Annotated in this window: 25 protein-coding genes; 14 read left to right on the top strand and 11 right to left on the bottom strand. The window is 71.5% G+C overall.

Annotated elements, in window-relative coordinates; genetic code table 11:
- Nucleotides 1-3: 3 nt before the first annotated feature.
- Nucleotides 4-1,197, bottom strand: a complete 1,194-nt coding sequence (locus tag ACFPLC_RS04555; protein WP_378188633.1) for a lytic transglycosylase domain-containing protein — start codon at nt 1,195-1,197, stop codon at nt 4-6.
- A gap of 327 nt (nt 1,198-1,524) precedes the next feature.
- On the opposite strand from ACFPLC_RS04555, the gene ACFPLC_RS04550 reads away from it, so the two are divergent.
- Nucleotides 1,525-2,214: a hypothetical protein gene (locus tag ACFPLC_RS04550; RefSeq protein ID WP_378188631.1), complete on the top strand. Its 690-nt coding sequence runs from the start codon at nt 1,525-1,527 to the stop codon at nt 2,212-2,214.
- 2 nt (nt 2,215-2,216) lie between these two features.
- Here the strand turns inward: ACFPLC_RS04550 and ACFPLC_RS04545 are convergent, their stop codons facing one another.
- Nucleotides 2,217-2,657, bottom strand: coding sequence for a GNAT family N-acetyltransferase (locus ACFPLC_RS04545; RefSeq protein WP_378188629.1), 441 nt, complete (start codon nt 2,655-2,657; stop codon nt 2,217-2,219).
- Between the two features lie 177 nt (nt 2,658-2,834).
- Between ACFPLC_RS04545 and ACFPLC_RS04540 the strand changes: the two genes are divergently transcribed.
- A complete protein-coding gene (locus ACFPLC_RS04540; protein ID WP_378235702.1) occupies nt 2,835-3,005 on the top strand; it encodes a hypothetical protein in 171 nt (56 codons plus the stop codon).
- Between the two features lie 98 nt (nt 3,006-3,103).
- Here the strand turns inward: ACFPLC_RS04540 and ACFPLC_RS04535 are convergent, their stop codons facing one another.
- The 3 genes from ACFPLC_RS04535 to ACFPLC_RS04525 all read right to left on the bottom strand — a co-directional run bounded on the left by ACFPLC_RS04535 (nt 3,104) and on the right by ACFPLC_RS04525 (nt 7,389).
- Nucleotides 3,104-4,336: an HNH endonuclease signature motif containing protein gene (locus ACFPLC_RS04535; RefSeq protein ID WP_378188628.1), complete on the bottom strand. Its 1,233-nt coding sequence runs from the start codon at nt 4,334-4,336 to the stop codon at nt 3,104-3,106.
- A 91-nt stretch (nt 4,337-4,427) separates the two neighbouring features.
- Nucleotides 4,428-5,879, bottom strand: coding sequence for an alpha/beta hydrolase (locus ACFPLC_RS04530; RefSeq protein ID WP_378188627.1), 1,452 nt, complete (start codon nt 5,877-5,879; stop codon nt 4,428-4,430).
- Nucleotides 5,880-5,994: 115 nt separating this feature from the next.
- The gene (locus tag ACFPLC_RS04525; RefSeq protein WP_378188626.1) at nt 5,995-7,389 is read right to left on the bottom strand and encodes an MDR family MFS transporter; all 1,395 of its coding nucleotides are present in this window, start codon (nt 7,387-7,389) and stop codon (nt 5,995-5,997) included.
- A gap of 75 nt (nt 7,390-7,464) precedes the next feature.
- Between ACFPLC_RS04525 and ACFPLC_RS04520 the strand changes: the two genes are divergently transcribed.
- Both ACFPLC_RS04520 and ACFPLC_RS04515 read left to right on the top strand, forming a co-directional pair.
- Nucleotides 7,465-7,983, top strand: a complete 519-nt coding sequence (locus ACFPLC_RS04520) for a MarR family winged helix-turn-helix transcriptional regulator (RefSeq protein WP_378188625.1) — start codon at nt 7,465-7,467, stop codon at nt 7,981-7,983.
- Nucleotides 7,983-8,819, top strand: a complete 837-nt coding sequence (locus ACFPLC_RS04515) for an EamA family transporter (protein WP_378188623.1) — start codon at nt 7,983-7,985, stop codon at nt 8,817-8,819. Before ACFPLC_RS04520 ends, ACFPLC_RS04515 begins: the two co-directional genes overlap by 1 nt.
- On the opposite strand, the gene ACFPLC_RS04510 is transcribed toward ACFPLC_RS04515, so the two are convergent.
- The 3 genes from ACFPLC_RS04510 to ACFPLC_RS04500 form a co-directional block, all read right to left on the bottom strand.
- On the bottom strand, nt 8,808-9,137 hold the full coding sequence (locus ACFPLC_RS04510) for a hypothetical protein (RefSeq protein ID WP_378188622.1): 330 nt from the start codon (nt 9,135-9,137) through the stop codon (nt 8,808-8,810). The genes ACFPLC_RS04515 and ACFPLC_RS04510 overlap by 12 nt on opposite strands.
- A 232-nt stretch (nt 9,138-9,369) precedes the next feature.
- Nucleotides 9,370-10,320 (bottom strand): NHL repeat-containing protein, encoded by a 951-nt coding sequence (locus ACFPLC_RS04505; RefSeq protein ID WP_378235701.1) that lies wholly within the window; start codon nt 10,318-10,320, stop codon nt 9,370-9,372.
- A gap of 44 nt (nt 10,321-10,364) precedes the next feature.
- Nucleotides 10,365-10,829: a GNAT family N-acetyltransferase gene (locus ACFPLC_RS04500; protein WP_378188620.1), complete on the bottom strand. Its 465-nt coding sequence runs from the start codon at nt 10,827-10,829 to the stop codon at nt 10,365-10,367.
- A 59-nt stretch (nt 10,830-10,888) separates the two neighbouring features.
- On the opposite strand from ACFPLC_RS04500, the gene ACFPLC_RS04495 reads away from it, so the two are divergent.
- Entirely contained in the window at nt 10,889-11,506 is a 618-nt protein-coding gene (locus ACFPLC_RS04495; protein ID WP_378188618.1) for a TetR/AcrR family transcriptional regulator, read from the top strand.
- Here ACFPLC_RS04495 and ACFPLC_RS04490 read toward each other — a convergent pair.
- Entirely contained in the window at nt 11,463-12,428 is a 966-nt protein-coding gene (locus ACFPLC_RS04490; RefSeq protein ID WP_378188617.1) for a helix-turn-helix domain-containing protein, read from the bottom strand. The two genes, ACFPLC_RS04495 and ACFPLC_RS04490, sit on opposite strands and share 44 nt — an antisense overlap.
- Nucleotides 12,429-12,480: 52 nt before the next feature.
- Here ACFPLC_RS04490 and ACFPLC_RS04485 point away from each other — a divergent pair, with 52 nt between their 5' ends.
- Genes ACFPLC_RS04485 through ACFPLC_RS04455 form a run of 7 tightly spaced genes read left to right on the top strand, consistent with a single transcriptional unit; the run spans nt 12,481 to nt 18,952 of the window.
- The gene (locus tag ACFPLC_RS04485; RefSeq protein WP_373309153.1) at nt 12,481-12,861 is read left to right on the top strand and encodes a cupin domain-containing protein; all 381 of its coding nucleotides are present in this window, start codon (nt 12,481-12,483) and stop codon (nt 12,859-12,861) included.
- Between the two features lie 40 nt (nt 12,862-12,901).
- The gene (locus tag ACFPLC_RS04480) at nt 12,902-13,405 is read left to right on the top strand and encodes a winged helix-turn-helix transcriptional regulator (RefSeq protein ID WP_378188615.1); all 504 of its coding nucleotides are present in this window, start codon (nt 12,902-12,904) and stop codon (nt 13,403-13,405) included.
- A gap of 59 nt (nt 13,406-13,464) precedes the next feature.
- Nucleotides 13,465-13,956: an SRPBCC family protein gene (locus ACFPLC_RS04475; protein ID WP_378188613.1), complete on the top strand. Its 492-nt coding sequence runs from the start codon at nt 13,465-13,467 to the stop codon at nt 13,954-13,956.
- On the top strand, nt 13,953-14,978 hold the full coding sequence (locus ACFPLC_RS04470) for an LLM class flavin-dependent oxidoreductase (protein WP_378188612.1): 1,026 nt from the start codon (nt 13,953-13,955) through the stop codon (nt 14,976-14,978). Before ACFPLC_RS04475 ends, ACFPLC_RS04470 begins: the two co-directional genes overlap by 4 nt.
- Nucleotides 14,975-17,278 carry a molybdopterin-dependent oxidoreductase gene (locus tag ACFPLC_RS04465; protein ID WP_378188611.1) on the top strand — a complete coding sequence of 768 codons (2,304 nt, stop codon included), beginning with the start codon at nt 14,975-14,977 and terminating at the stop codon, nt 17,276-17,278. The genes ACFPLC_RS04470 and ACFPLC_RS04465 overlap by 4 nt, the downstream gene beginning before the upstream one ends.
- Nucleotides 17,279-17,303: 25 nt before the next feature.
- Nucleotides 17,304-17,849, top strand: a complete 546-nt coding sequence (locus ACFPLC_RS04460) for a dihydrofolate reductase family protein (protein ID WP_378188610.1) — start codon at nt 17,304-17,306, stop codon at nt 17,847-17,849.
- The gene (locus tag ACFPLC_RS04455; protein WP_378188609.1) at nt 17,846-18,952 is read left to right on the top strand and encodes an epoxide hydrolase family protein; all 1,107 of its coding nucleotides are present in this window, start codon (nt 17,846-17,848) and stop codon (nt 18,950-18,952) included. Before ACFPLC_RS04460 ends, ACFPLC_RS04455 begins: the two co-directional genes overlap by 4 nt.
- Here ACFPLC_RS04455 and ACFPLC_RS04450 read toward each other — a convergent pair.
- Complete coding sequence (locus ACFPLC_RS04450; protein WP_378188608.1) at nt 18,949-20,472, bottom strand: AMP-binding protein; 1,524 nt, start codon at nt 20,470-20,472, stop codon at nt 18,949-18,951. The two genes, ACFPLC_RS04455 and ACFPLC_RS04450, sit on opposite strands and share 4 nt — an antisense overlap.
- A gap of 60 nt (nt 20,473-20,532) precedes the next feature.
- On the opposite strand from ACFPLC_RS04450, the gene ACFPLC_RS04445 reads away from it, so the two are divergent.
- Together ACFPLC_RS04445 and ACFPLC_RS04440 are read left to right on the top strand one after the other, a co-directional pair.
- Nucleotides 20,533-21,360 (top strand): hypothetical protein, encoded by an 828-nt coding sequence (locus ACFPLC_RS04445; protein WP_378189060.1) that lies wholly within the window; start codon nt 20,533-20,535, stop codon nt 21,358-21,360.
- 169 nt (nt 21,361-21,529) lie between these two features.
- Nucleotides 21,530-22,252: a nitroreductase/quinone reductase family protein gene (locus ACFPLC_RS04440; RefSeq protein ID WP_378188606.1), complete on the top strand. Its 723-nt coding sequence runs from the start codon at nt 21,530-21,532 to the stop codon at nt 22,250-22,252.
- Here the strand turns inward: ACFPLC_RS04440 and ACFPLC_RS04435 are convergent, their stop codons facing one another.
- Nucleotides 22,253-23,101, bottom strand: coding sequence for an LLM class F420-dependent oxidoreductase (locus ACFPLC_RS04435; RefSeq protein ID WP_378188604.1), 849 nt, complete (start codon nt 23,099-23,101; stop codon nt 22,253-22,255).
- Between the last annotated feature and the right edge of the window lie 5 nt (nt 23,102-23,106).

Genomic DNA, 23,106 nt, shown 5'->3' with positions numbered 1-23,106 from the left:
GGCTCACCCGGCCGAGCTGGTCGAGGTCGGTTCGGTCGGCGTCTTCTCCGAGTCGGCCGGGGTGGCGGCGGCCGTCGACGACGGCGGCGGGGTGGTGGTGCTGGTCGTCGCCGGCGGCGGTGTGGTCGGGTCCGTCGTGGCCGGCGGCGGGGTCGTCGGGTTCGTGGACGGCGGGGTGACCGGGTCCGTGGTCGGCGTCGTCGGGGTGGTGGGCGCGGTGGGCGCGGTGGGCGACGTCGGGTTGTCGGTCGGCGTGGTCGCCGGGGTGTCCGTCGGCGGGGTGTCGACCGGCGGCGCGGGCGGCGCCGGAACACCGACCGGGGCGCCCGCGGCGGCGGCGTCCGGGGCGTCGGGCGCGCCGATCGGCACCTGGCTGTCGGGCAGCTGGGCCACGCCGCCGCGGTAGGCCGCGGCCCAGGCCAGCACGGTGTCCACATAGGACTGCGAGTTGTTGTAGCGGCGCACGGCGATCCGCTGCCCCGCGTCGGTGGAGAGGTCGAGGCCGCCGGAGCACAGGTAGCGCGCGGTGGCCAGCGCCTCGTCGTAGATGTTGTTCGGGTTCGACACGCCGTCGCCGTTGCCGTCGGAGGCGTAGCCGCGCCACGTCGACGGGATGAACTGCGTCGGCCCGACCGCGCGGTCCCACACGGTGTCGCCGTCGTACTTGCCGCCGTCGGTGTCCGGGATCGCGGCGAACGCGCCCGCACCGTTGAGCACCGGGCCGAGGATCGGCTCCAGCGTGTCGCCGTTGGCGTTGACGTACCCGCCGCGGGCGTGGTTCGACTCGATCCGGCCGATGCTGGCGATCAGGGCCCAGTCGAGGTGGCAGTTCGGCTGTTCCTTGGCCAGGATGTCCGCGGCGTTCTTGTACGCCTTGAGCATGCTCCCCGGGATGCCGAGCGAGCCGGAGATGCCGGCGGAGCCGGCCCGCCCGCCGGGCACGACCAGCGGCTCGGGCAGCGGCGGCTGGGGCAGGCTGCCGTCGACGGCGATCGGCGGCATGACGACGTTCGGCTGCTGCGGCGACGGGGCGGCGACGGCCGGGTCCCGCTGCGCGTCGCCGGCGTTGGCCACCACGACCGGCGCGGGCAGGCCGGTGGTCAGCGTCGGCAGCACGACGAGCGCCCCACCCGCGAGCGCGGCGGCGGTCCGGCGGACCGAACGCGCGCCGTTGCGACGTGGCCGGTGCTTGGGCATGGTCGTCCCCGCTTCCCTCGATCTGTCGCTGATCGCCTCACCCGATCGGCCTCACCCACCGGTACTGACCGGTAGGAGCAAGCTATCCGATGGAACCAAACTTTGGCGAACGCGACAGCCAAATCGGCTTCTGACGGAGAAGTTCGTCTGGATGGCACAAAACCTTCGTAGGAAATCTGTCAGATTCACCAGGACTTAACGGGGTGCTGTGAAGGCCGCGACCGCGAAACCCTCAGTGAACGAGCCTTTACACGGACTTGAAGCGTTCCTATGATCGGCCGTCCGGATGCGTTGCCGCCCGTCCGGACGGCCCAGGTGGAGGGTTTGATGGCACGTAGGGCTCCGCGCCGAGAGCAGGTCACCGTCGCCGAGCTGCTGGTCCGGTCCGACGTACCGCCTGATCGCTACCGCGACGAAGACACCCTGGTGTTCCCGCGGGCTCGCCACCGGGAGAAGCCGCAGGTCCTGCGGTCGCTGACGCGGTTGCGGATGTTGTCCGTGGTCGCGGGGGCCCTGGCGCTGACGGGCGGAGTCAGTGCGGCGGTCTCGATGCCCAGCCAGCGAAACGCGGCGGCGGTCTGGCCGCCGGCCGGCCTGGAACCCCCGGCGGTGGCGCTGGTGCCGCTGCCCGCGGACGTCGTCGTGCCGCCGGCCAAGCACGCGTCGCCGCCCCCGTCGGTTCCGGAATCCGCAGCCCCGCCCGCCGAGCCGGACGGCATTCCCCCGGCGGTCGTGGAGCCGGTGTCGGATTCCGTCAGCCCGGCCGCGCACCGCGGAAAGCTGGCCCGCGCGGTGAAGATCGTCGACAAGGTCAAGGCGCCGGTGAAGCTGAAGCCGAACCCGCCCGAGCAGGCGGCGCCGGTGCGCCACGAGATCCCGGACATCCCGTTGTGGTCGCGCGGCGGCCGTCCGAAAACCCCGGACTGGCAGGCGATGTGGGCCGGCCGCCGCCCAGCGGGCATTTCTCCGGGCGGCGGCCACCACCACGAATGCGGCGGTGGCCGGCACCGCCGCTGAGGTCAGGTTCCGAGCGGAATCTGGTACTGCAGGAAACCCTTGTCGAGCGCGACCTTGTCGTAGAGCCGCCGAGCGGTGGTGTTCGAGGCCTGGGTGTGCCAATAGACGCGCGCGCACCCCCGCGCCCGCGCCCAGCCGGCCACGGCTTCGATGAGGGCCCGGCCGACCCCGCGCCCGCGGGTGCCGGGGTCGGTGAAGAGATCCTGCAGGTAGCAGACGTCGGCCGAGGTGGTGCTGACGTGCGTGAGGAAGTGGACGATGCCCACGAGTTCGCCGTCGACCCGCGCGCCGAGGGCGTGCATCCGCTCGCCGCTCGCGAACTCGCGCCAGGCCCGGTCCACGAGTTCGGGAGCGAGGGTCCTGCCGTAGAACGTGTTGTAGCCGGCGAACAGGTTTTCCCAGGCAGCGCGGTCGTTTTCGGTGAGGCCCCCAATGGTGATCATGGGTCCGAGGCTAACGCGCGGGGGACACGCACCGGACACAACTCGCGAGTAAGGTGACGAACCCGAATCAAATTCATACACTCGCGGAGCCCGGTCGGTCGGCGAAAGCAGCGGAGGTTCCTGATGGCGCGCACGGCGCACCGTGCCAGCGGCAGACGCGTCTCGGTGGGGGAGCTGATGCTGCGGCCGGATGTCCGTGGCCGCCGCCGCCCGGAGGATTTGGAAGTGCTCGAACTGGCGTACCGGATGCGCCGCCGGATCGGTCCGGAGGCAGTGGTACCGGTTCCGTCCCCGGGAGCCCGGGCGTTGGCGGTCGTCACCGGGCTTTGGCGGCGCAGGTCGAGGTAGCGCCTCGCGGCAAGCTCGGATCTTGTCGGCCGCGGGTCTTCTGGTGGCTGGGCGTGGGTGTGGGCCCGTAGCCGTGTGGCTGCGGGCCTTTCCCATGTTCAGGCTGCGAAGGGCAGCGGTTCGTGGAGGTTGTTGCGCCGGGGTTTTCGGCGCCTGTCGATGAACTCTGGTGGAAGGAATTCCGGTAGACCGTCGGCTGCGATGCGGACTTCCCATCCCGAGCGGTGCAGCAACCGGTGATGGTGAGCGCACATCAACACCAGGTTGTTCAGGCTGGTAGGGCCGCCGTCGGCCCAGTGGCGGATGTGGTGACCTTGACAGTGCCGGGGTGGCCGATGGCAGCCCGGGAACGCGCAACCCCGGTCCCGCAGGAACAACGCCCGCCGCAACCCAGCGGAAATCAGGCGGCGCAGGCGGCCGAGGTTCAGCGGTTCGCTCTTCGCGCCGAGGACCGCGGGGATGATCATGGCGTCGCAGGCGTGCACCCGGGCTTCGGCGGCCGAGAGGGTGCCGGTGTCGCCGAGGGTTGCTGTGCCGACGCCGGTCTTCAGGTCGTCGAGGGAGACCGCGACCATGACGTGGGCTCGTTCCCCGGCCTGCATGGGGAGGTCCGGGGAGTTCAGGGCCAGGTCGACTGCGTCGGAGAAGGCATCGCCGTAGCGCTGGGGCAGTGTGCGCAAGTCCGGGCCGTCGTCACCGGTGCGGCGTTCGGCCAGGGCGTCCAATAAGGCGCTGGCTCGGGTGCCGGTCTCGTCATCGAACCTGCCGCTCAACTCCCAGAACCCAGATCTCTTGCGCCGCAGGAACAACTCCCGGGTCGGCGCCACCGGTTCGGTGTCGTCGGGTTCAGAACCGTCGGGGTTCAGGTGGGCGAGGATGCGGGCGCCGAGGGCGGCGACCTGCTTGTGCCCGGCCTCGGCAGCAAAGGAAACAAGGTGGGTCTCGGCGCTCTCGCGATGCTCGCAGGGAACCTCGGCGAGCACACCGGTGATCACATCGATCATCGGGTTGCTCAACTGCCCCGCAAGAGCAGCAGCACCGGTGGCGGGCGCCAAAGCAGGGATGGGGCTGCCGTCAAGATTGCGGCCCGGGTTCAGCAAACGGGCGCGCTTCACCAACCGTTCAGCAGCAGCCTTGGGAATATCGGCAAGATGCTCCAACAACCGAGCAACAGACCGATACCCGAACACCTCCATCACCCCACGCTGCTCAATCTCCACCAGCAGCGCACCGAGTCCGGCTTCAGCGGCCCGCATGGACGCGACTAACTCCCCGATGCGGTCGGCAAAAGCCACCGCCTCCGAGGAACACACAGTCGCGTCGCTGGTCATACCTCCAAGCTACCGAGATTCGAACACATGTCATCACTCGATCGGGTACGTCCACACGCGACTGTCCGCACCCCGGAACAGCCACAAAGGCTCAAAAACCGATCGTCGAAGGCGGCCGGGCGATCAGAGCCGTCGTCGTGCCCGGTTCGACGGCCGCGCAATGCGTGCCCGGCGCCGGAAGCCTTCCGGTGATCAGATAGTCGTCGGTCGCCTTGGTCACGCAGGAGCTGTTCTTGAAGTACGCGCCGTGGCCCCAGCCGTCGTAGGTGAGGAGGGTGCTGCCCGTCTGCCGGGCCACGGACTGCGACCACGCGTACGGCGTCGCCGGGTCGTGGCGGCTGCTCAGCAGCAACAGCGGTGGTGCGCCGTGGATCTGCAGCGGGCGCTGGGGGTTGCTCGTCCGGTTCGGCCAGCCGATGCAGCTGGTGACCGACGCCCAGCCCAGCGGGTTGAGCTTGACGTCCGGGGCGAGCGCCGCGGCCGCGCGGCGATACACCTCGAGTTCGGCGACGTTGTGCACGGGCAGGCGCCAGTCGTCGCAGAGCACGCTGGGGGTGACGTAGTTGACCGGGATGTCCGCGCGCAGCTGTGCCGAAGCTCCGGTGCCGTCGGCGAGGGACTTGAGCACCGACGCGAGCCGATCCCAGGTCGGGCCGTAGGAGTTGCTCTGGATGATCGAGGCGAGTGTCAGCGGCGTGACCTGCTCACCGCTTCGCGGGTCCGTCAGCTCGCCGCGCGCGGCTTTGTCCTGCAGGGCGCGCGTCACCTCGGAGACGTCCCGCCCGTGCAGTGCGCAGCTCGGCGTCCGGCCGCACCAGGCGGCGAATTCGCCGAACTCCGCCTGGAGCGAGCGGGTTTCGCTCATGATGAAGTCCCACGCGGTGAACTGCGCGTGGTCCATGTTGCTGTCCAGCACGAGCGCGCGGACCTTGTCCGGGAACAGCTCCGCGTACTGCTGGCCCATCAGCGTGCCGTAGGAAACGCCGTAGTAGGTCAGCTTCTGCTCGCCGAGCGCACGGCGGATGACGTCCATGTCCCGCGCGACGCTCTTGGTGTCGCCGAACTCCGCCAGTGGTCCGGTGAGCCGGGTGCAGCTCTCGCCGAGCTTGCGGTTGTGCGTCGCGAGCTGCTCGAACTCGGCCTGGTTGCGCGGCATCGGCGGGTAGTCCGCGATCAGCTCGTCGAGCCCGCACTTGATCTGGGCGCTGGCGCCGACGCCGCGCGGGTCGAACCCGACGGTGTCGAACCGCCGGGTGATCTCGGGCGAGAGCGACCAGCCGTTCTTGACTTCCTCGGTGCCCGAACCGCCGGGGCCGCCCGGGTCCATCAGCACCGAGCCGATCCGGGCCTGCGGGTCGGTGGCCTTGCGCCTCGCGAGCGCGACGGTGGTGGTGCCCCGGTCCGGGTGTGCCCAGTCCACCGGCACGGTCACCGTGCCGCAGTCGACGCCGGGCGCGCCGGCGCACGGCTGCCAATCGACGGATTCCGCGGCCGCAGCCGGCGCTGCCGCCAGCAGGCTCCCCAAGACCGTGGTCACCGCCACGGCCGTCACCAGCCGCTTGCCGACCCCCGCGATCGCCCGTCCTCCCCCTACCGACAGTGCTTGACCGGCTCCAGGAAAGCACCGATCCGGCGATCCCGCCAGCTTCCCAGGTGAGTCACGCCTTAGCGTCCACTGTGGATGAACGCTCCGCCCGCCGGACCCAGGCCGCGGCCAGCGAGCCCAGCACGCACAGCACTGCCAGCACGCCGAAGGCCCAGCCGAACCCGGTCGCCGGGCCGTCGGCCAGGCCCCGGGAAAGCACGATCACGCACAGCGCGCCGCCGAGTGCGCCGCCCACGCGCAGCACGATGTTCACCAGCGCGGTCGCGTGGCCGAGCTCGAGGGCGTCGACCGAGGCGTACGCCGCCGTCGACGCGGGAATGATCGACAGCCCGAGCCCGGCGCCGCGGACCACGAGCAGGGCCTGGACGACCCACATCGGCGAGTCCGGGCCCAGCCACGGCAGCGGCACGGTGCTCGCCAGCACCACCAGCGACCCGGTGAGCGCGACGGTCCCGCCGCCGTGGCGATCGGTCAGCCGCCCGGCCACGAACACGAACACCGCCGTGGCCAGCCCCATCGGCGCGAGCAGGACGCCCGACTCGGCGGTCCCGGCCCCGAGCCGGAGCTGGAACCACAGTGGCAGCAGCAGCACGGCGCCGAACATCCCGGCGCCGCCGAGGAGGACGGACGCGAGCGCGGAACCCAGCACTGGCCGCGCGGCGAGCCGCAGCTGCAGCACCGGGTGCCGGGTGCGCAGCGACCACCACGTGAACACGCCCATGGCGGCCGCGCCGATGGCCGCGAGCACGATGGCGAGCGAGCCGGGAGCGCCGAGTTCGGTGAGCCCGTACACCAGCAGCGGCAGCCCGAGCGACACCATGGCCAAGCCGCGCCAGTCCATCGGCGGCGGCTGCTGCCGGTCGCCGCGCGGCACGTAGCGCAGGGCGAGACCGAACGCGAGCAGGCCGATCGGGACGTTGAGCCAGAAGAGCACCGGCCAGGAGAAGTGTTCGAGCAGAAAGCCGCCGACGCTCGGGCCGACGACCGGCGCGAGCCCGACGACGAGCGCCAGCGTGCCCATGGTGCGGCCCAGCCGTTCCGGGCCGACGGCCAGCCCGATCACCGTCTGCCCGGCGGTGACCATGACGCCGGCGGCCATGCCCTGCACGGCCCGGAAGGCGATCAGCGTGCCCGCGTCCGGGGCGAACGCGCAGGCCACCGACGTGAACAGGAACGCGGCCAGCGCGGCGAGCCAGAGCCGTCCCGCGCCGAACTTGTGCCCGAGCCACGGCGTGAGCGGGAGCGCGGCCGAAAGACCCAGCAGGTACGCCGTCGCGACCCACTGGATCTCGACGAGCGGGACGCCGAGGCTGTCCCGCATCGATTCGAGGCCGACCGCGACGATCGAAGCGTCCATGTTGCCCAGGAAGCCGCCGAGGGCCATCACCCCGGAGGCGATCCAGACGGCGCGCGGAATCGGCGGCAGGGCGGTGCGGAGATCGGTCATGGGCACGACGGTAAAAGCTCGAGGAAGGTTGAAGTCAACCTTGTCCGTGCCGCCCACCTCTGCTATGCATGAGTAATGCATGAGACGCGGCTGGCGAACCTGCTCGGCGCGGCGGTGCTGAACCTGTCCGACCGGATGACGGGCGCCGCCGCGGCGGCCGCCGGGGTGAGCCTGAGCGGAACCGCCGCGCTGGTGGTGCTCGCGGAGTTCCCCGGCCTCGGCGGCACCGAGCTGGGGCAGCGGATCGGGCTCAGCCAGCCGGCCTGCGCCCGGATGCTCGACCAGCTGGAGGCTCACGGGCTGGTGCGGCGGCAGGCGAAGAGCGGGCGCGCGGTCGGCGTCGTGCTCACCCGCGCGGGGCGGTCCGCGGCGCACCGGGCGCTGGCCGCCCGGCAGCGAGTGCTGGCCGTCGCCCTGGGCGCGGTGTCCGATCAGGACGCGCTGGAGCCGCTGCTGGAGCAGCTGTTGCGGGGCCTGCACGCCGAAGTCCGCTCGGGTGACCTGATGTGCCGCCTCTGCGACCGCCCCGGCTGCGTCGCGCAGGACCGGATCTGCCCGGTCGGGCAGGCACAGCGCGAATCCGGGACACCGTGATGGGCAACGTCCTCGCGCTCGTCTCCGCCCTGTGCTTCGGGGTCACGCACTTCGTCAGCGGGCTGGTTTCCCGCCGCGCGCCGGGGATGACCGTGTCGCTGTACGCGCAGGTCGCGGGCACGGTGGCGACCGTGCCGTTCGCTCTGTTCGCCGTCGAAGGCACGCCCACCGCGGCCGCGCTCGGCTGGGGCGCGCTGTCCGGCGCCGGCACCGGGATCGGTGTCGCCTTCCTCTACCGGGCGATGGGCAAGGGGGCGATGAGCCTGGTCGTGCCCGCGAGCGACGTCGCCGCCGTCGTCCTGCCGGTCCTCTTCGGCCTGCTCCTGCTGGGGCAACGGCTTTCGGGGCCCGCGCTCGCCGGGATCTGTTGCGCGGTACCGGCGTTGTGGCTGGTCTCGCGCTCGCCCGGAGACCGGGACGGCCGGACCGCGGCGGGAATTCCGGACGCCTTCGTCGCCGGGCTCGGCTTCGCCGTCCAGTTCGTCGCGCTCTCGCGGATCCCGGCCGAAGCGGGGTTCTGGCCGGTGGTGTTCAGCCGCGCGGTGTCGGTGGCCGCCGTCGCCGGCCTGGTCGCGGCGACCCGGACGCCGTGGCGGCTGCCGGCCCGGCTGTGCGCGCCCGCCGCGTTCGCCGGGGTGTGCGGGAGCGCGGCGATCGTGCTCTACCTGCTCGCGGCCCAGCAGCAGCTGCTGGCGGTCGCGACCGTGCTCGCCGCGCTCTACCCGGCGGTGCCGGTGCTGCTCGCGCTGGTCTTCCTGCGCGAACGGCTGAGCCGCGCCCAGGTCGCCGGGCTGCTCGGCGCCGGCGCGGCGATCGCCCTCGTGTCACTGGGCTGATCGGCGGGAAACCACGCTCCGGCTGCCCGCCTTGAGGCCCCGGTAGTGCTCGAGGGCCGCCACGGACTCGGTGACCTGCTCGAAGCTGGGGAGGGCGCGCACGTTCGCCACCAGCGTCATGTCCTTGCGCGGGATTTCGATGAAGCACACCTCGACGCCGGCGTGTTCGGCGTGGGCGGCGACTTCCGCCTGCCAGGTGGGCAGGTCGAGGTCGTCGCCGAGCCATTCGTGCAGGTAGACGCACCACTTGCCGCGCAGCAGCTCGCCCGCGATGGCTTCCAGGCCGACCACGTACGGCTCGGTCACGTGCTCGGCCATGACCGTTCCCCGCAACACCAAGGCACCGCTTCCCTCCTGCACCCGGCGGTGACCCCTACCGCCGGAAAGCGCTCTCTCGGCGGGAACCTCCCCCGCTCCGCCGAGCAGCGCGAACCCCGGTGACCGATGACCGAACACCGGGGTCCGCCAACTTACCGGTGGATCTGTTTCCCAGCAACCGTTTCCCGGAGATCACCGAAAGCGCGTGCACAATCGGCGTGCGGATGCACGTTCATTTCAGCCGGGCGCGCAGCAGATTGGGCGTCCCACCGAAGTATGCGCTGTCGGCCACGTACAGCGTGTCACCGCGGACGGCGACCGAGGTCGGGTTGGCCAGCCCGTCCGAAATGGACAAAACGGTCCGGACACCGTCGTGGCCGACCGTGACCACCCGGTTCTCCTGGTTGATCGCCGCGACGACGTCCGCGCCGTGGAACGCGAAGTCGTCGACCGGCCCGAGACCCGAGGCCACGACCCGGCCGGGTGCCCCGGTGAGCGGGAACCGGACCAGGGTGCCGCGGTCCAGGTTGGACACCCAGAGCGCGCCGTCGTGCACCTTCACGCCGTTCGCGCCGAAGCCGCTCACCGGGGCGAGCAGCTCGCCGGTCGCCCAGTCGGTGACCCGCCCGGTGCGTGGCGAGACGCGCCGGACGACCGAACCGAAGGAGTCGGCGACGAAGACGTCGCCGCTGGCGGGATCGAGCGCGACGCCGTTCTGGAACCCGGTCGGCGGCAGGGCGGCGACCTGTACCGGAGTGGTTCCGGGGCGGACGCGGTAGAGGCCCGTTGCCACCGTGCCGGTGGAAACGGCCACGTACAGGTTGCCGCCGGGGGCGCGGACGATCCCGCCGAGGAACAGTTTCCGGTGCACCACCGGGACGTCGCCGTCGGCGGGGACGGGAATCCGGGCGATGACACCGACCTGCCCGCAGGGCGTGACCCGGCCGATTTCGCCGGAGTAGGCGAAGGTGAGGTCGGCGGAACCGTCGGGTTCCAGGGCGATGTTCTCGGGTTGCTGCCCGGCGGCGAGGTCGAGCGGGATGATCCTCGACGCCGCCTGGGCGGGCGCCGCAACGGTCAGGACGACGGCGGCCGCGGCCAGCGCGGCACCGATCTGCTTGATGCGCAAGGGGAACTCCGGATCGAGGAGGGACGGTACGTCGACCGTAGGCCCGCCGCGCACCCCGCCGCCAATAGCTCAGCTTGGGCCGGCCATCGGAAAACCGATCACAGATCGCGGGCGAAGCAGCGCGAGAGCGGTTCGCCGCGGTACGGCCCGTACGCCTCGATCGGTTCGTAGCCTTCGCGCTGGTAGAAGCGGATCGCGTCCGGCTGCCCGGTGCCGGTTTCCAGCAGCAGCCGGGTGATGCCGAGCGTCCGCGCGCGGTCTTCGAGGGCGCGCAGCAGCGCGGCCGCGACGCCGGTGCCGCGGGCCGCCGGCTCGACGTACATGCGCTTGACCTCGCCCGACCCGGGTCCGAGCAGCCGCAGTCCACCGCAGCCCACGGCGGCGCCGCCGGCGTCGCGCGCGAGCAGGAACACGGCGACGGTCTCGGCCGTGGGGACCGCGCCGGGTTCGTGGTCGTCGGTGCCGTAGCGGGCGTCGAGCTCGGTCCGCTGGGCTTCCCGCAGGCGGACGGCGTCGGGATCGTCCCAGGTCACCGCGGTGATCGTCAGCGTGCAGTCGATCATCAGGCCACTCTCCCTTTCCGTAACAGGCGTTACCGTAGCATCTGTTACGCTTCCGGGCCATGCCGAAGCAGCGTGACGTCCAGGCCCAGCGGGAGCTGCTCTCGAACGCCACGTGGCAGGTGCTCGCCGACGACGGCCTGCCGGGGCTGACGCTGCGCGCGGTCGCCGAGCGCGCCGGCTGCACGACCGGCCTGGTGATGCACGCGTTCCCGACGAAGAAGGCGTTGCTCCTGCACGCACGCGACCTGCTGTACGAACGCACGGCGGTCCGCGCGGACGCGGCCGAAGCGGAGTGCCCTTCGGCGTCGGACGCGCTCGCGGCGGTGCTCGGCCAGGCGGTGGACCTCCCGCACGGCCACCACGAGGAATCCCGGGTCTGGGTGGGCTTCCTGGCCGCCGCACTGGCCGACGAAGACCTGGCCGAGCGCCACCGCGCGGCCAACCGTTCGTTCCTGGCGCGAATCCGCCGGCTGGTGGCGTCCTGCCGTCCGGAGTGGACGGACGAGCGGCTGGAGCTGACGACGAAGAGCCTGGTGGCGCTGGTGGAGGGGCTGAACGTCCTGGCCGCGGCCGACCCGGCGACCTACCCGGCGCGGCTGCAGCGGGACGCGCTGGCCGAGGCGCTCGCCGAGGTCAGGCCGCCGGGCCGAAGCGGCGGCGGTAAGCGCTCGGGCTGAGGCCCGTGTGGCGACGTAGCTGCGCCCGCAAGTTCGCCGCCGTTCCGAAGCCGCTCAACGCCGCGACCCGGTCCAGGCGCAGCTCGCCCCGCTCGATCAAGCGGCAGGCCAGCGTCACGCGTTCCGTCGTCAGCCACGCCAGCGGGGTCGTGCCCAGCTCCGCGCGGAACTTGCGGTGCAGCGTCGCCGGGCTGGTCGCCGCGCGTGCCGCCAGGTCCGCCACCGTCAACGGCGTGTCGAGCCGCTCCAGCGCCCACGCCAGGACCGGGGCCAGCGACGTGTCCGGGACCGCCGGGACCGGGCGGGCGATGAACTGCCGCTGGCCGCCGTCGCGGTGGCCCGTGAAGACCAGGCGGCGGCTCACCGCGTTGACCACTTCGGCGCCGTGGTCGCGGTGGATGAGGTGGAGGCCCAGGTCGAGCGAGGCCGCGCTGCCCGCCGCGGTCAGTACGTTGCCCTCGTCGATGAACAGCACGTCCGGTTCCCACCTGACCTGCGGGAACCGGGCGGCCAGCGAGGCGGCCCACTGCCAGTGCGTCGTCGCCCGCTTGCCGTCCAGCACGCCCGCCTCGGCCAGGGCGAACGCGCCCGTGCAGAAGCTGACCAGGCGGGCTCCCCGGTCGGCGGCCCGGCGGATCGCCTCGATGATCGCCGGGGCCGTGGGGACGCCGGTGTTCGGGCGGGCCGGGACGATCAGCGTGTCCGCCGTGTCGGCCGCCTCCAGCCCGGCGACGCCGGACAGGGTGAACATCCCCAGGTTCATCCGGACCGAAGGGGTCGCCGCGCAGAGCGTGAAGTCGTACCAGGGCCGGTCGAGTTCGGGGCGGCGGAGGCCGAACAGCTCGGTCGCGACGCCCATCTCGAAGGGGTTCGACTCCTCGGTGACGATCGCGACGACCCGGTGCGAGAATTCTTGCGGCATGTGCGATTCCTAGCACTCGCGGCGGCGGAACACCAGGTCGAGCATGGGACGCATGAACCCGATCGACCTCAACGAAGTCCTCGCGAGCTTCGACGCCGCTTGGAGCCCGCGCATCGTCACCCGCGTCAACGACTACGACATCCGCCTCGCGCGCTTCGACGGCGAGCACGTCTGGCACGTCCACGAGAACACCGACGAGTTCTTCCTGGTCCTGGACGGCGAGATCGAGATCGGCCTGCGCGACCCGGACGAACGCGTGGTCACGCTCGGCCGCGGGCAGGTCTTCGTGGTCCCGAAGGGTACGTTCCACAAGCCGTCGTCGAAGGCGGGGGCGAGTGTGCTGCTGGTCGAGCCGGCCGGGACGCTGAGCGTCGGCGACGAGCACGACGAGGTGCCCGCCCACGTCGACGTCACGACGGGCCACCGGGTCTGACCTGCTGAGTCTTTTCCCGGAACGGCGTACGCTCGGCCGCATGAAACGGACATCGTTCGCGCAGTGGCCGTGCTCGATCGCGCGCACCATGGATCTGCTCGGCGACTGGTGGACGCCGCTGGTGCTGCGGGACGCCTTCTACGGCGTGCGCCGCTTCGACGAGTTCCAGCAGGCGCTCGGCATCGCGCGCAACACCCTCGCCGACCGGCTGAAGCGGCTGGTCGACGAGGGGCTGCTGGAGAAGGTGCCCTACCAGACCGAGCCGGTGCGCTACGACTACGTCCTCACCGAAAAGGGCCGTGACTTCTACCCGGTGCTGCTCGCGATGACCCGCTGGGGCGACAAGTGGCTCGCCGCCGAGGCGGGCCCGCCGATCACCGTGCACCACCTCGCCTGCGGGCACGACACGCACGCCGAAACCGTCTGCGCCGACTGTCGGGAACCGATGACCCCGGACGACACCCGGATGCGGCGCGGCCCCGGCTTCCCGCCCCGGCTGGCGGAGCGCCCGGACGTCGAGGAGCGCTTCGCCCGGCAGGAGTGATTGACAGAGTCAGTCTATCTACGCAACTATCGTGGTCAAACGGGAGAAAGGCGACCACGATGGAGTGGACCGGTGCGCGGTACGCCGACCTGCCGACCGTCGAGGTGCGGACCTGGATCGACGCCGCACCCGAAGACGTCTGGCCGGTGGTCTCGGACATCTCGCTGATGCCCGAGATGAGCCAGGAACTCCAGTCGGTCGAGTGGTGCGAAGCAGGCCGCAAGTTCCTCGGCCGCAGCAAGCACGACGCGTTCGGCGAGTGGGAGACGACGTCGTACGTCGTGGAGTGCGAAGCGCCGCGGGTGTTCGCGTGGGCCGTGCAAGACCCCGATGAGCCGAGCGCCGTCTGGAAGTTCACCCTCGAGCCGGACAACGGCGGCACGCTCCTGAGCCAGTGGATGCGGATGGGGCCCGGCCGGTCCGGGCTGTCGTTCGCCATCGACCGGATGCCGGAGAAGGAACAGAAGATCGTCTTCGTCCGCCTGCGGGAGTTCGAGACGGCGATGCAGGGCACCCTCGCCGCGATCAAGGCCCGGATCGAAACCCGATGAGGACCGCGACGACCGTCGAGTTCTCCCGGGACACCCGCACGACGCTCGACTTCGTGCTGGAGGCGGAAAAGCTCGGCCTCGACGTCTGCTGGGTGGCCGAAGCCTGGGGCTCGGACGCGCCGTCCGCGCTCGGCTACCTCGCCGCCCGCACCTCCCGGATCCGGCTCGGCTCCGGGATCGTCCAGCTCGGCACGCGCACGCCGGTCGCGATCGCGCAGGCCGCGCTCACCCTGGCCGACCTCTCCGGCGGCCGGTTCGCGCTCGGGCTCGGCGCGTCCGGGCCGCAGGTCGTCGAAGGCCTGCACGGCGTCCCGTTCGCGAAGCCGCTGACGCGCATGCGCGAGACCGTCGAGATCATCCGCCAGGCCTTCGCGGGCGAGAAGATCTCGTTCTCCGGCAAGGCGTTCGAGATCCCGCTGCCCGGCGAAGCGCGGCCGATGCGGTTGTCCACCGCGCCGAACCCGGACATCCCGATCTACCTCGCGACACTGTCGCCGAAGCTCCTGGAGCTCACCGGTGAGGTCGCCGACGGCTGGCTCGGCACCAGCTTCGTGCCCGAAGGCGCCGACGCGTACTTCGCGCCCCTCGACGCCGGACTCGCGAAGGCGGGCAGAAAGCGCGAGGACATCGACGTCTGCCAGGGCGCCGAAGTCGCCTTCGCGGACAACGAAGACGAGCTGCGCACGTTGGTCGGCAGCCGCAAGAAGGAACTCGCCTTCAGCCTCGGCGGGATGGGCTCGGCCACCACGAACTTCTACAACAACGCCTACAGCCGCCAGGGCTGGGCGGACGTCGCCGCCGAGGTCCGCGACCGCTGGCAGGCCGGTGACCGCGACGGCGCCGCCGCGCTCGTCACCGACGAAATGGTGCTGGCCACGACGCTGATCGGCACCGAAGAGATGGTGCGGGAACGGTTGCGCGTCTGGCGTGACGCCGGCATCGACACCGTCCGGCTCTACCCGGCCGGCGAAACGCTCGAAGCGCGTCTCACGACGCTCGGCCGTGCATTGGAGCTGATGTGACCGGCGAATGGCACCGCACCGCGTGCAGCCTCTGCTACCTCAACTGCGGGCTGGAGGTGCAGCTCGACGGCCGGAAGATCACCCGCGTCCGCGGCGACAAGGCGCACCCGCGCTCGGCGGGCTACCTGTGCCAGAAGGCCCAGCGCCTGACCTTCTACGGCGACCACGAAGACCGCCTGACCACGCCGCTGCGCCGTCGTCCCGACGGCACGCACGAGCCGATCGACTGGGACACCGCGCTCACCGAAATCGCCGCGAAGCTGCACGCGATCCGGGACGCGGACACCGCGGCCGGCCGACCGGGGTCGTTCGCCTACGTCGGCGGCGGTGGGCAGGGCAACCACTCCGGCGGCGCGTACGGCACGTCGCTGCTGAAGTGGATGAACTCGACGCGGCACTTCAACGCGCTGTCGCAGGAGAAGACCGGCGACTTCTGGGTCAACGGCCGGATGTTCGGCTCGACGATCGTGCACACCGCCGAGGACGTCGAGCACTGCGACCTGCTGGTCGTGCTCGGCTGCAACCCCTGGCAGGCGCACGGGTTCAGCAACGCCCGGCACGCGTTGAACACGCTCAAGAACGACCCGGACCGCCGGATGATCGTGATCGACCCGCGGCGCACCGAGACCGCGGAGATGGCCGATCTGCACCTCCCGCTGCGCCCGGGCACCGACGCCTACCTGCTGGGCGCGATCCTGGCGCTGCTGCTCGAACGCGGTGGCGCGGACGAGCGGTTCCTCGCCGAGCGCACCGAAGGCTTCGACGAGGTCGCCGCCGTGCTGGCGAAAGTGCCGGTGGACGCCTGGATCGCGCACGCCGAAGTGTCCCGGGTGGACGTCGAGCGCGCGGTCGAGCTGATCCTCGCGGCCGAGGCGATGACCGTGCGCGTCGAGCTGGGCATCCAGCAGGGGCGGCACTCGACGCTCAACAGCTACCTCGAGAAGCTGCTGTACCTGCTCACCGGGCACTTCGGCCGGCGCGGCACGAACAACCTGCACTCGTGGCTGCAGCCGCTCTGGGGTGCGACGACCGGGCAGCGTTCCGAGCTCACCGGCTTCGAGTACATCGGTGGCCTGCTGCCGGCGAACACCCTGGCCGAGGAGGTCCTCGCCGAGCACCCGAACCACGTGCGCGCGGTGTGGGTGGAGTCGTCGAACCCGGCCAACACCTTCGCCGGGACCCGCGAGGTCGAACGCGCGCTGGAGGCCGCGGAGCTGACCGTGGTCGTCGACGTCGCCTACACCGAGACGGCCGCGCTGGCCGACTACGTGCTGCCCGCGGCGTCCCAGCACGAGAAGTGGGAGTTCACGCTCTTCACTTTCGAGTGGCCGACCAACTACTTCCAGCTACGACGGCCGTTGCTGGACCCGCTGCCGGGCACGCTCGTCGAGGCCGAGATCTACGCGCGTCTGTTCGACGAGCTCGGCGTGCTACCGCCGTCCGACGTCCTCGCCGCGCTGGCCGCCGGGCCGCGTGCGGAGCTGCAGGCGGGCCTCGGCGCGCTGGTCCAGGCCATGCCGGAGCGCGCGGCGATTCTGCCGGTACTGCTCTACCGCACCTTGGGCGCGTCGCTGCCCGACGGCGCGGCGTCGATCGCGCCGCTGTGGGCCGGCTGCCACCGCGCCGCGAAGACGATGACCATGCCGGTGCAGCGCGCGCTGGGCAGCTCGGCCACCGGCCCGCGGCTCGGGGAGGAACTGTTCGAGCGCGTCCTGGCCGGTCCGACGCCGTTCTCGGCGCACGAGCAGGACGAGGTGTGGAGCCTGCTGCGCCGTGCGAAGGTCCAGCTGGCCGTGCCCGAGCTGCTGGACTGGCTGGCCGCACTGGACCCGACGGCCGACCAGACCGACCCGGCGTACCCGTTCTCGCTGCTCAACGGGCAGCGACGGGCCCACAACGCGAACCAGATCCTGCGCGACCCGCGCTGGCGCCGCACGGATCCGGACGGCGCTCTGCGCGCGCGTCCCGAAGAACTGGCCTCGATCGGGGCCGCGCCGGGGGACTGGGTGGCCGTCGTGACGCCGGCGGGGCGGGTGGTCGTCCGCGCCGAGGCCGATCCCGCGCTGCGGCCGGGCCAGCTCGCGCTGCCGCACGGCTACGGCATGGCGCACCCGGTGGCCGACGGACGGCGGGTGGTCAGCGGCCCGCGGATCAACCTCCTGACCGACGCGCTGGACCGCGATCCGATCGCGGGCACACCGCACCACAAGGACGTCCCGGCGCGGCTGGAACCGGCGACCGAGGAGGAGCGGGCCCGGGCGGAGGCGGACCGCGTGATCGTCGCGAGTGGACGATCCTGACGTTTCGCCGGTTTATAGTGGTCGCATGCGCAAGATCGTCGCGAACCTGTTCATCTCGCTGGACGGCGTGGTCGAAGCGCCGGACAAGTGGTCGTTGCGGTACTGGAGCGACGAAATCGGCCAGGCCGTCGGCAGCGGGATGGCCGCCGCCGACGCGATGCTGCTCGGGCGCGTCACCTACGAAGGGTTCGCCGAGGCGTGGCCCGGCCGGACCGTCGAGGACGACGAAGGCGCCGAGTTCATGAACAACGTGCGCAAGTACGTGCTTTCCTCGACGCTGTCCGAAGTCGGCTGGAACAACTCGACGCTGTTCACCGGCGACCCGGCCGAGGCGGTGCGGACGCTGAAGGCCGGGTCCGGCGGCGACATCATGACCAGCGGCAGCCCGACGGCGGTGCGGTGGCTGCTGGCCGAAGGCCTGGTCGACGAGCTGCACCTGCTGCTGTACCCGGTCGTCGTGGGCCGCGGGAAGCGGTTGTTCCCCGCCGAGGGGCCGTCGTTCCCGTTGGAGCTGAAGAAATCGGCGACCTTCGGCAACGGTGTCGTCCAGCTGACCTACGTGCCGGCGTGATCACGCCGTTCCGGATCGAGGTCCCCGAAGCCGACCTCGACGACCTGCGCGCGCGGCTGCGGCGGACGCGCTGGCCCGAGGCCGAGCCGGTGGACGACTGGAGCCAGGGCACGCCGCTGGGGTACCTGCGCTCGCTGTGCGAGTACTGGGCTTCCTCCTACGACTGGCGTCGCGTGGAGGCCCAGTTCAACCGGTTTCCGCAGTACCGCACGGAAATCGACGGGCTCGGGATCCACTTCCTGCACGTGCGCTCGCCCCGGACGGACGCGCTCCCGCTGATCCTCACGCACGGCTGGCCCGGCTCGTTCCTGGAGTTCGGCAAGGTGATCGAGCCGCTGTCCGAGGAGTTCCACCTGGTGATCCCGTCGCTGCCGGGCTACGGGTTCAGCGACCGGCCGTCCGCGCCCGGCTGGGGAATCGAGCGGATCGCGGCCGCGTGGGCGACGTTGATGGCCCGGCTCGGGTACTCGCGCTACGGGGCACAGGGCGGCGACTGGGGGACGTCGATCACGACGTCGCTGGCCCAGCAGGACGCGGCGCACCTGGCGGGCATCCACCTCAACCCGCCGATCGCGGCCCCGGACCCGGCGACGTTCGACGACCTGACGCCGTCCGAGCAGGCCGCGCTGGACGCGTTGGAGCACGCGCAGCGCTGGGAAGACGGGTATTCGGTGCTGCAGTCGACCCGCCCGCAGACGATCGGCTACAGCCTCCTCGACTCTCCGGCGGGCCTGTGCGGCTGGCTGGTGGAGAAGTTCCACGCCTGGTCCGACGGCTTCCCGTTCACCCGCGACGAGCTCCTGGACGACATCACGCTGTACTGGCTGACGGGCACGGCGGCGTCCTCGGCCCGGCTCTACTGGGAGAGCATCCGCAAGGTCCAGAAGTGGTTCTCGGAGGCGACGGAGGACACGGTCGACGTGCCGACGGGCTGTTCGATCTTCCCGGCGGAGATGCCCCGGCCGTCCCGCCGATGGGCGCAGCGGCGGTACACCGACATCCGGCATTGGAACGAGCTGGAGCGGGGTGGGCACTTCGCGGCGTACGAGCAGCCGGAGCTGTTCGCCGAGGAGGTGCGGACGTTCTTCCGGCTGGTCCGCTAGTTGACCTGCCTCGACCGGCCCTGCCAGAACGGCTCCCGGAGCTTGAACTTCTGGATCTTCCCCGTCGCCGTCCGGGGGAGCTCGTCCAGGAACTCCACCCGCTTCGGGCACTTGTACCCGGCCAGGTGCTCCCGGCAGTGCCGGATCAGCTCCTCCGCCGTCACCGAGCCCTCGACCACGACCAGCGCCGTCACCAGCTCGCCCCACTTCTCGTCCGGGATGCCGATCACCGCGGCCTCGCGGATCGCCGGGTGCGAGTTCAGCGCGTCCTCGACCTCGATCGACGACACGTTCTCGCCGCCCGAGATGATCACGTCCTTCTTGCGGTCCGCGATCGTCAGGTACCCGTCCGAGAACGTGCCGCCGTCGCCCGTGTGGAACCAGCCGCCCTCCTGCACCCGCGCCGTCTCCGCCGGGTTCTCCCAGTAGCCGTCGAGGTTGTGGTTGGATTGGGCGAGCACCTCGCCGTCGGTGTCCACGGCGATCCGGACGCCCAGCGCCGGCGTGCCCGCGCGGCCCAGCAGCCGCGCCTGCTCGTGCGGGTCGAGGTCCGCCCACTCGCTGCGCATCCGGTTGACCGTCAGCAGCGGCGCGGTCTCGGTGAGCCCGTAGATCTGGATGAACTCCCAGCCCAGCTCCGCCCGGACCCGCTCGATCGTGCGCGTCGGCGGCGGCGCGCCGGCCACGACGATGCGGACGCGGTCGCGGCCGGGGATGTCGCCGTCCCACGCGGCGGCGCCGTCCAGGGCCGCGGTGACCACCGCGGGAGCTGCGCACAGGATCGTGACGCCGTGTTGGTCGATGCGTCGCAGGATTTCCGTGCCGTCGACCTTCCGCAGCACGATGTGTCGCCCGCCGAGGCCGGTCACCGCGTACGGCATGCCCCAGCCGTTGCAGTGGAACATCGGCAGGGTGTGCAGCAGGACGTCGTTGTCGCTCAACGTCGTGTGCAGGCCGAACACCGCGGCGTTCAGCCAGATGTTGCGGTGGGTGAGCTGCACGCCCTTCGGCCGGGCGGTCGTGCCCGACGTGTAGTTGATGGTGGCGGTGGCCGACTCGTCGCCGTCCCAGGGCCGGGGCGTTGCGTCGCCGCCCCAGATGGCGTCGTCGTCGCGGCCGAGGACGAACACGTGCTTCGCCGTCACCGTGTCCAGCAGGTGCTCGAGCTCGGGGTCGACGATCAGCACCTCCGCGCCGGAGTGCTCCACTATGTACTTGACCTCGGCGGGAGCCAGCCGGAAGTTCACCGGCACCAGGGTCCGGCCCCAGCCGGACACGCCGAAGAACGACACGAGCAGCCGCGCGGCGTTGTGCGACACCATCGCGACCCGCCCGCCGGCCGGCACGCCGAGGGCGTCGAGGTTGGCGGCCTGCGCGCGGGCCCGGCGCGCCACCTCCCGGTAGGTGAGCGAACCCCAGCTCGGCGCGGGCTGGTCCGGCTCGTCGACCACCGCGACGCGGTCCGGGTACACCGTTTCCGCGCGGTCGAGGAAGTCCCGGACACCCAGATCGAAGAACATCCTCCGATGATGACTCGTCCCGGGTGCCCGCACCAGTCCGATGTGGTTCGCTGGACCACGATGGACTTCGACACGGTGGCCGGTGAGCTCTACGGGGGCGACCTCGCGGAGTTCGTCAGCGCGCGCAACAAGGCCGCGAAGGCGGCGAAGGCCGAAGGAGACGCCGAGCTCGCGAAGCGGATCCAGCAGCTTCGCAAGCCGACAACGGCCGCGGCGATCGTCAACGGACTGGCCAGGGACGACTCCGACCAGCTGCGCGAACTGGCCGAGCTCGGTGCCGAGCTGCGGGACGCCCACACCCGCCTGGCCGGCGACGAGCTGCGGGCGCTGACCCGGCGTCGCGGCGAGCTGGTGCGGCGGATCCTCCACGAGCTGCCGTCGATGAGCGACACGGTGAGCCGCGAGGTGGAGGCGACCCTGGAGGCCGTCGCGGCCGAGCCGGACACCGCCGCGCTGGCCCTCGCCGGGCGGTTGACGTCGGTCGCGCACCAGGACACCGACCAGTGGTTCAGCCTCGCCGCGAGCGTCCCGCCCGCCACCGGGAAGCGCCCGCGGAAGCTGGTGGACAAGGCCGAACCGGCCGAGCCGAAGCGCGACCACCGGCGCGAAGAAGAGGAACGGGCGCGCGCCCGCGCGGAACGCGAGCGCCTGCGCAAGGAAGCGGCCGAACGGGACAAGGAACGCGCGGTGGCCGAGCGCGACCTGGTCCGCACCGAGCGGGCGGCCGAGCAGGCCACGGCCCGCGTCGACGACCTGCGCGAGCGGCTGGCCGAAGCCGAGGAGCGCGCCGGGCGGGCGAAAGCGGAGTTCGAGACCGCGAAAGCGGCCTTCGACGAAGCCGACGCGGCCGCCGCCGCCGCGCGGAAAGCCGCTGACGCCGCCCGGTGAGCCGTGCTAGCGTGACGGTGCGCCCCGGATGGGCCGACACACGGAGGTAGTGGCTACTCAAGCCCCCTTGAGATCGACAGTTCTGCCTTTCCTGGCAGAGGTGTGTCTTCCGTGTCGGCTCTCGGCCTCCGGTGATTTCGTCATCGGAAAAGGACCACTCAGTTTGATCATGCTCACCACGACCGGTGCCCGGACGGGCCGGAAGCACCGGGTTCCCTTGGGCGCCTTGGACATCGACGGCCGGCTGGTCGTCGTCGCCTCGGCGATGGGATCGCCGAAGCACCCCGCCTGGTACCACAACATCCGGCACAACCCGCTTGTCCTGGTGGAAACGGACACCGAAGCGTACGAGGCGATGGCGGCCCTCCCGCCGGACCGGGACCGGCTCTTCGCCGCGGTGATCGCGCGGGAGCCGGGGTTCGCGGACTACCAGGCGCGAACGGCCCGGCTCCTGCCCGTCGTCGAGCTGCACCGGATCGACACCGCGCGCCGCATGGGCGACTGGCTCGTCGAGGTGCACGACTGGCTGCGCGGCGAGCTGAAGGAACTGAGCGCCGGGCTGGATTGCGGGACCCCGCGAGAGCTGCGGCTGCGGTGCGCCGGGTTCTGCACCGCCCTCACTCGGCACCACACCGGTGAGACCTCGAGCATCTTCCCGTTGCTGGCCCAGCGGTTTCCCGCCCTCGCGCCCACGCTGGCGAAGCTGGACGAAGAGCACGCCGCCGTCGCGCGGCTGCAGGAGGAGATCCGGCAGCTCGTCGAGGCGGAAGCCGACCCGGTGCGGCTGCGCGCGGAATTCGACCGGCTCAAGTCCGAATTGGACGCTCACTTCGCCCGCGAGGAACGCACGCTGGTGGCGGCGCTGAACGCCCTGCTGCCCGCGCCCGGCTGATCAGAGCAGCACTTCGGCCAGCCGCCGCTGGCTCTCCAGCTCCGCTTCGGGTGACGGGCCGAGCACCTGCACCGCCACGTGGTCGGCACCGGCGTCCACATGGGACAGCAGGCCCTTCGCGATCGCCTCCGGCGTGCCGTGGAGGACGAGGTCGTCGATCAGGCGGTCGCTGCCGCCGCCGGCGACGTCGGCCTCGGTGTACCCGTGCCGCAGCAGGTTGTTCACGTAGTTGCGCAAGCCAAGGTAGGGGGTCTGGACGTACGGCCGTCCGATGGCGCGCGCGGCCGCGCTGTCGTCGTCCACGACCACCTTCTGCTCCGGCGCGAGGAGCTTGCCCGCACCCAGGATCGCGCGCGCGTGCCTGGTGTGCGTAGCGGGCACGAGGTACGGGTGCGCGCCCGCGGTGCGTTCGGCGGCCAGCTTCAGCACGCGGTCGCCGAGCGCGGCGAGCACCCGGGCCTCGGCCGGAACGCCGGCCGCGTCGAGCCGGTCGAGGTAGCCGACGATCTTGGCGTACGGGCTCTGGTATCCGGTGACCGACTCGGGATGGCCGACGCCGATGCCGAGCAGCAAGCGCTGTCCGTAGCGCCCGGCGAGCCGGTGGTAGGACTCGGCGAGCGTCTCCGGTTCGTCCAGCCACATGTTGACGATCGCGGTCGCCACGGTGACCCGTTCGGTGGCGGCGAGGATTTCTTCGACGAAGGCGAGGTCGCCGACCGAGTTGCTCCCGGTGCCCAGCCAGACCACGCCGTACCCCAGTGCGTCCGCCGCGATCGCCTGTTCCTTGCGGACCACGTCGTCGCGGTGCGGAGCCAGGAACAGGCCGAAAGTGCTCGATACATTTGCCATATCGA

The organism is Amycolatopsis plumensis (genome assembly GCF_042652605.1).
In the GTDB taxonomy this organism is placed as follows: domain Bacteria; phylum Actinomycetota; class Actinomycetes; order Mycobacteriales; family Pseudonocardiaceae; genus Amycolatopsis; species Amycolatopsis plumensis.
This window is presented reverse-complemented; position numbering and strand designations above follow the sequence as displayed.

Bases quoted from the DNA above. Each gene is read 5' to 3' on its own strand.
- ACFPLC_RS04495 (WP_378188618.1), top strand. From the start codon at position 10,889: ATGCCGAAGCAGCGTGACGTCCAGGCCCAGCGGGAGCTGCTCTCGAAC.
- ACFPLC_RS04540 (WP_378235702.1), top strand. From the start codon at position 2,835: ATGCTGCGGCCGGATGTCCGTGGCCGCCGCCGCCCGGAGGATTTGGAA.
- ACFPLC_RS04550 (WP_378188631.1), top strand. From the start codon at position 1,525: ATGGCACGTAGGGCTCCGCGCCGAGAGCAGGTCACCGTCGCCGAGCTG.
- ACFPLC_RS04450 (WP_378188608.1), bottom strand. From the start codon at position 20,472: ATGTTCTTCGATCTGGGTGTCCGGGACTTCCTCGACCGCGCGGAAACG.
- ACFPLC_RS04475 (WP_378188613.1), top strand. From the start codon at position 13,465: ATGGAGTGGACCGGTGCGCGGTACGCCGACCTGCCGACCGTCGAGGTG.
- ACFPLC_RS04520 (WP_378188625.1), top strand. From the start codon at position 7,465: ATGCATGAGACGCGGCTGGCGAACCTGCTCGGCGCGGCGGTGCTGAAC.
- ACFPLC_RS04485 (WP_373309153.1), top strand. From the start codon at position 12,481: ATGAACCCGATCGACCTCAACGAAGTCCTCGCGAGCTTCGACGCCGCT.
- ACFPLC_RS04535 (WP_378188628.1), bottom strand. From the start codon at position 4,336: ATGACCAGCGACGCGACTGTGTGTTCCTCGGAGGCGGTGGCTTTTGCC.
- ACFPLC_RS04460 (WP_378188610.1), top strand. From the start codon at position 17,304: ATGCGCAAGATCGTCGCGAACCTGTTCATCTCGCTGGACGGCGTGGTC.
- ACFPLC_RS04500 (WP_378188620.1), bottom strand. From the start codon at position 10,829: ATGATCGACTGCACGCTGACGATCACCGCGGTGACCTGGGACGATCCC.
- ACFPLC_RS04525 (WP_378188626.1), bottom strand. From the start codon at position 7,389: ATGACCGATCTCCGCACCGCCCTGCCGCCGATTCCGCGCGCCGTCTGG.
- ACFPLC_RS04545 (WP_378188629.1), bottom strand. From the start codon at position 2,657: ATGATCACCATTGGGGGCCTCACCGAAAACGACCGCGCTGCCTGGGAA.
- ACFPLC_RS04490 (WP_378188617.1), bottom strand. From the start codon at position 12,428: ATGCCGCAAGAATTCTCGCACCGGGTCGTCGCGATCGTCACCGAGGAG.
- ACFPLC_RS04470 (WP_378188612.1), top strand. From the start codon at position 13,953: ATGAGGACCGCGACGACCGTCGAGTTCTCCCGGGACACCCGCACGACG.
- ACFPLC_RS04480 (WP_378188615.1), top strand. From the start codon at position 12,902: ATGAAACGGACATCGTTCGCGCAGTGGCCGTGCTCGATCGCGCGCACC.
- ACFPLC_RS04435 (WP_378188604.1), bottom strand. From the start codon at position 23,101: ATGGCAAATGTATCGAGCACTTTCGGCCTGTTCCTGGCTCCGCACCGC.
- ACFPLC_RS04445 (WP_378189060.1), top strand. From the start codon at position 20,533: ATGGACTTCGACACGGTGGCCGGTGAGCTCTACGGGGGCGACCTCGCG.
- ACFPLC_RS04515 (WP_378188623.1), top strand. From the start codon at position 7,983: ATGGGCAACGTCCTCGCGCTCGTCTCCGCCCTGTGCTTCGGGGTCACG.
- ACFPLC_RS04510 (WP_378188622.1), bottom strand. From the start codon at position 9,137: ATGGCCGAGCACGTGACCGAGCCGTACGTGGTCGGCCTGGAAGCCATC.
- ACFPLC_RS04555 (WP_378188633.1), bottom strand. From the start codon at position 1,197: ATGCCCAAGCACCGGCCACGTCGCAACGGCGCGCGTTCGGTCCGCCGG.
- ACFPLC_RS04440 (WP_378188606.1), top strand. From the start codon at position 21,530: ATGCTCACCACGACCGGTGCCCGGACGGGCCGGAAGCACCGGGTTCCC.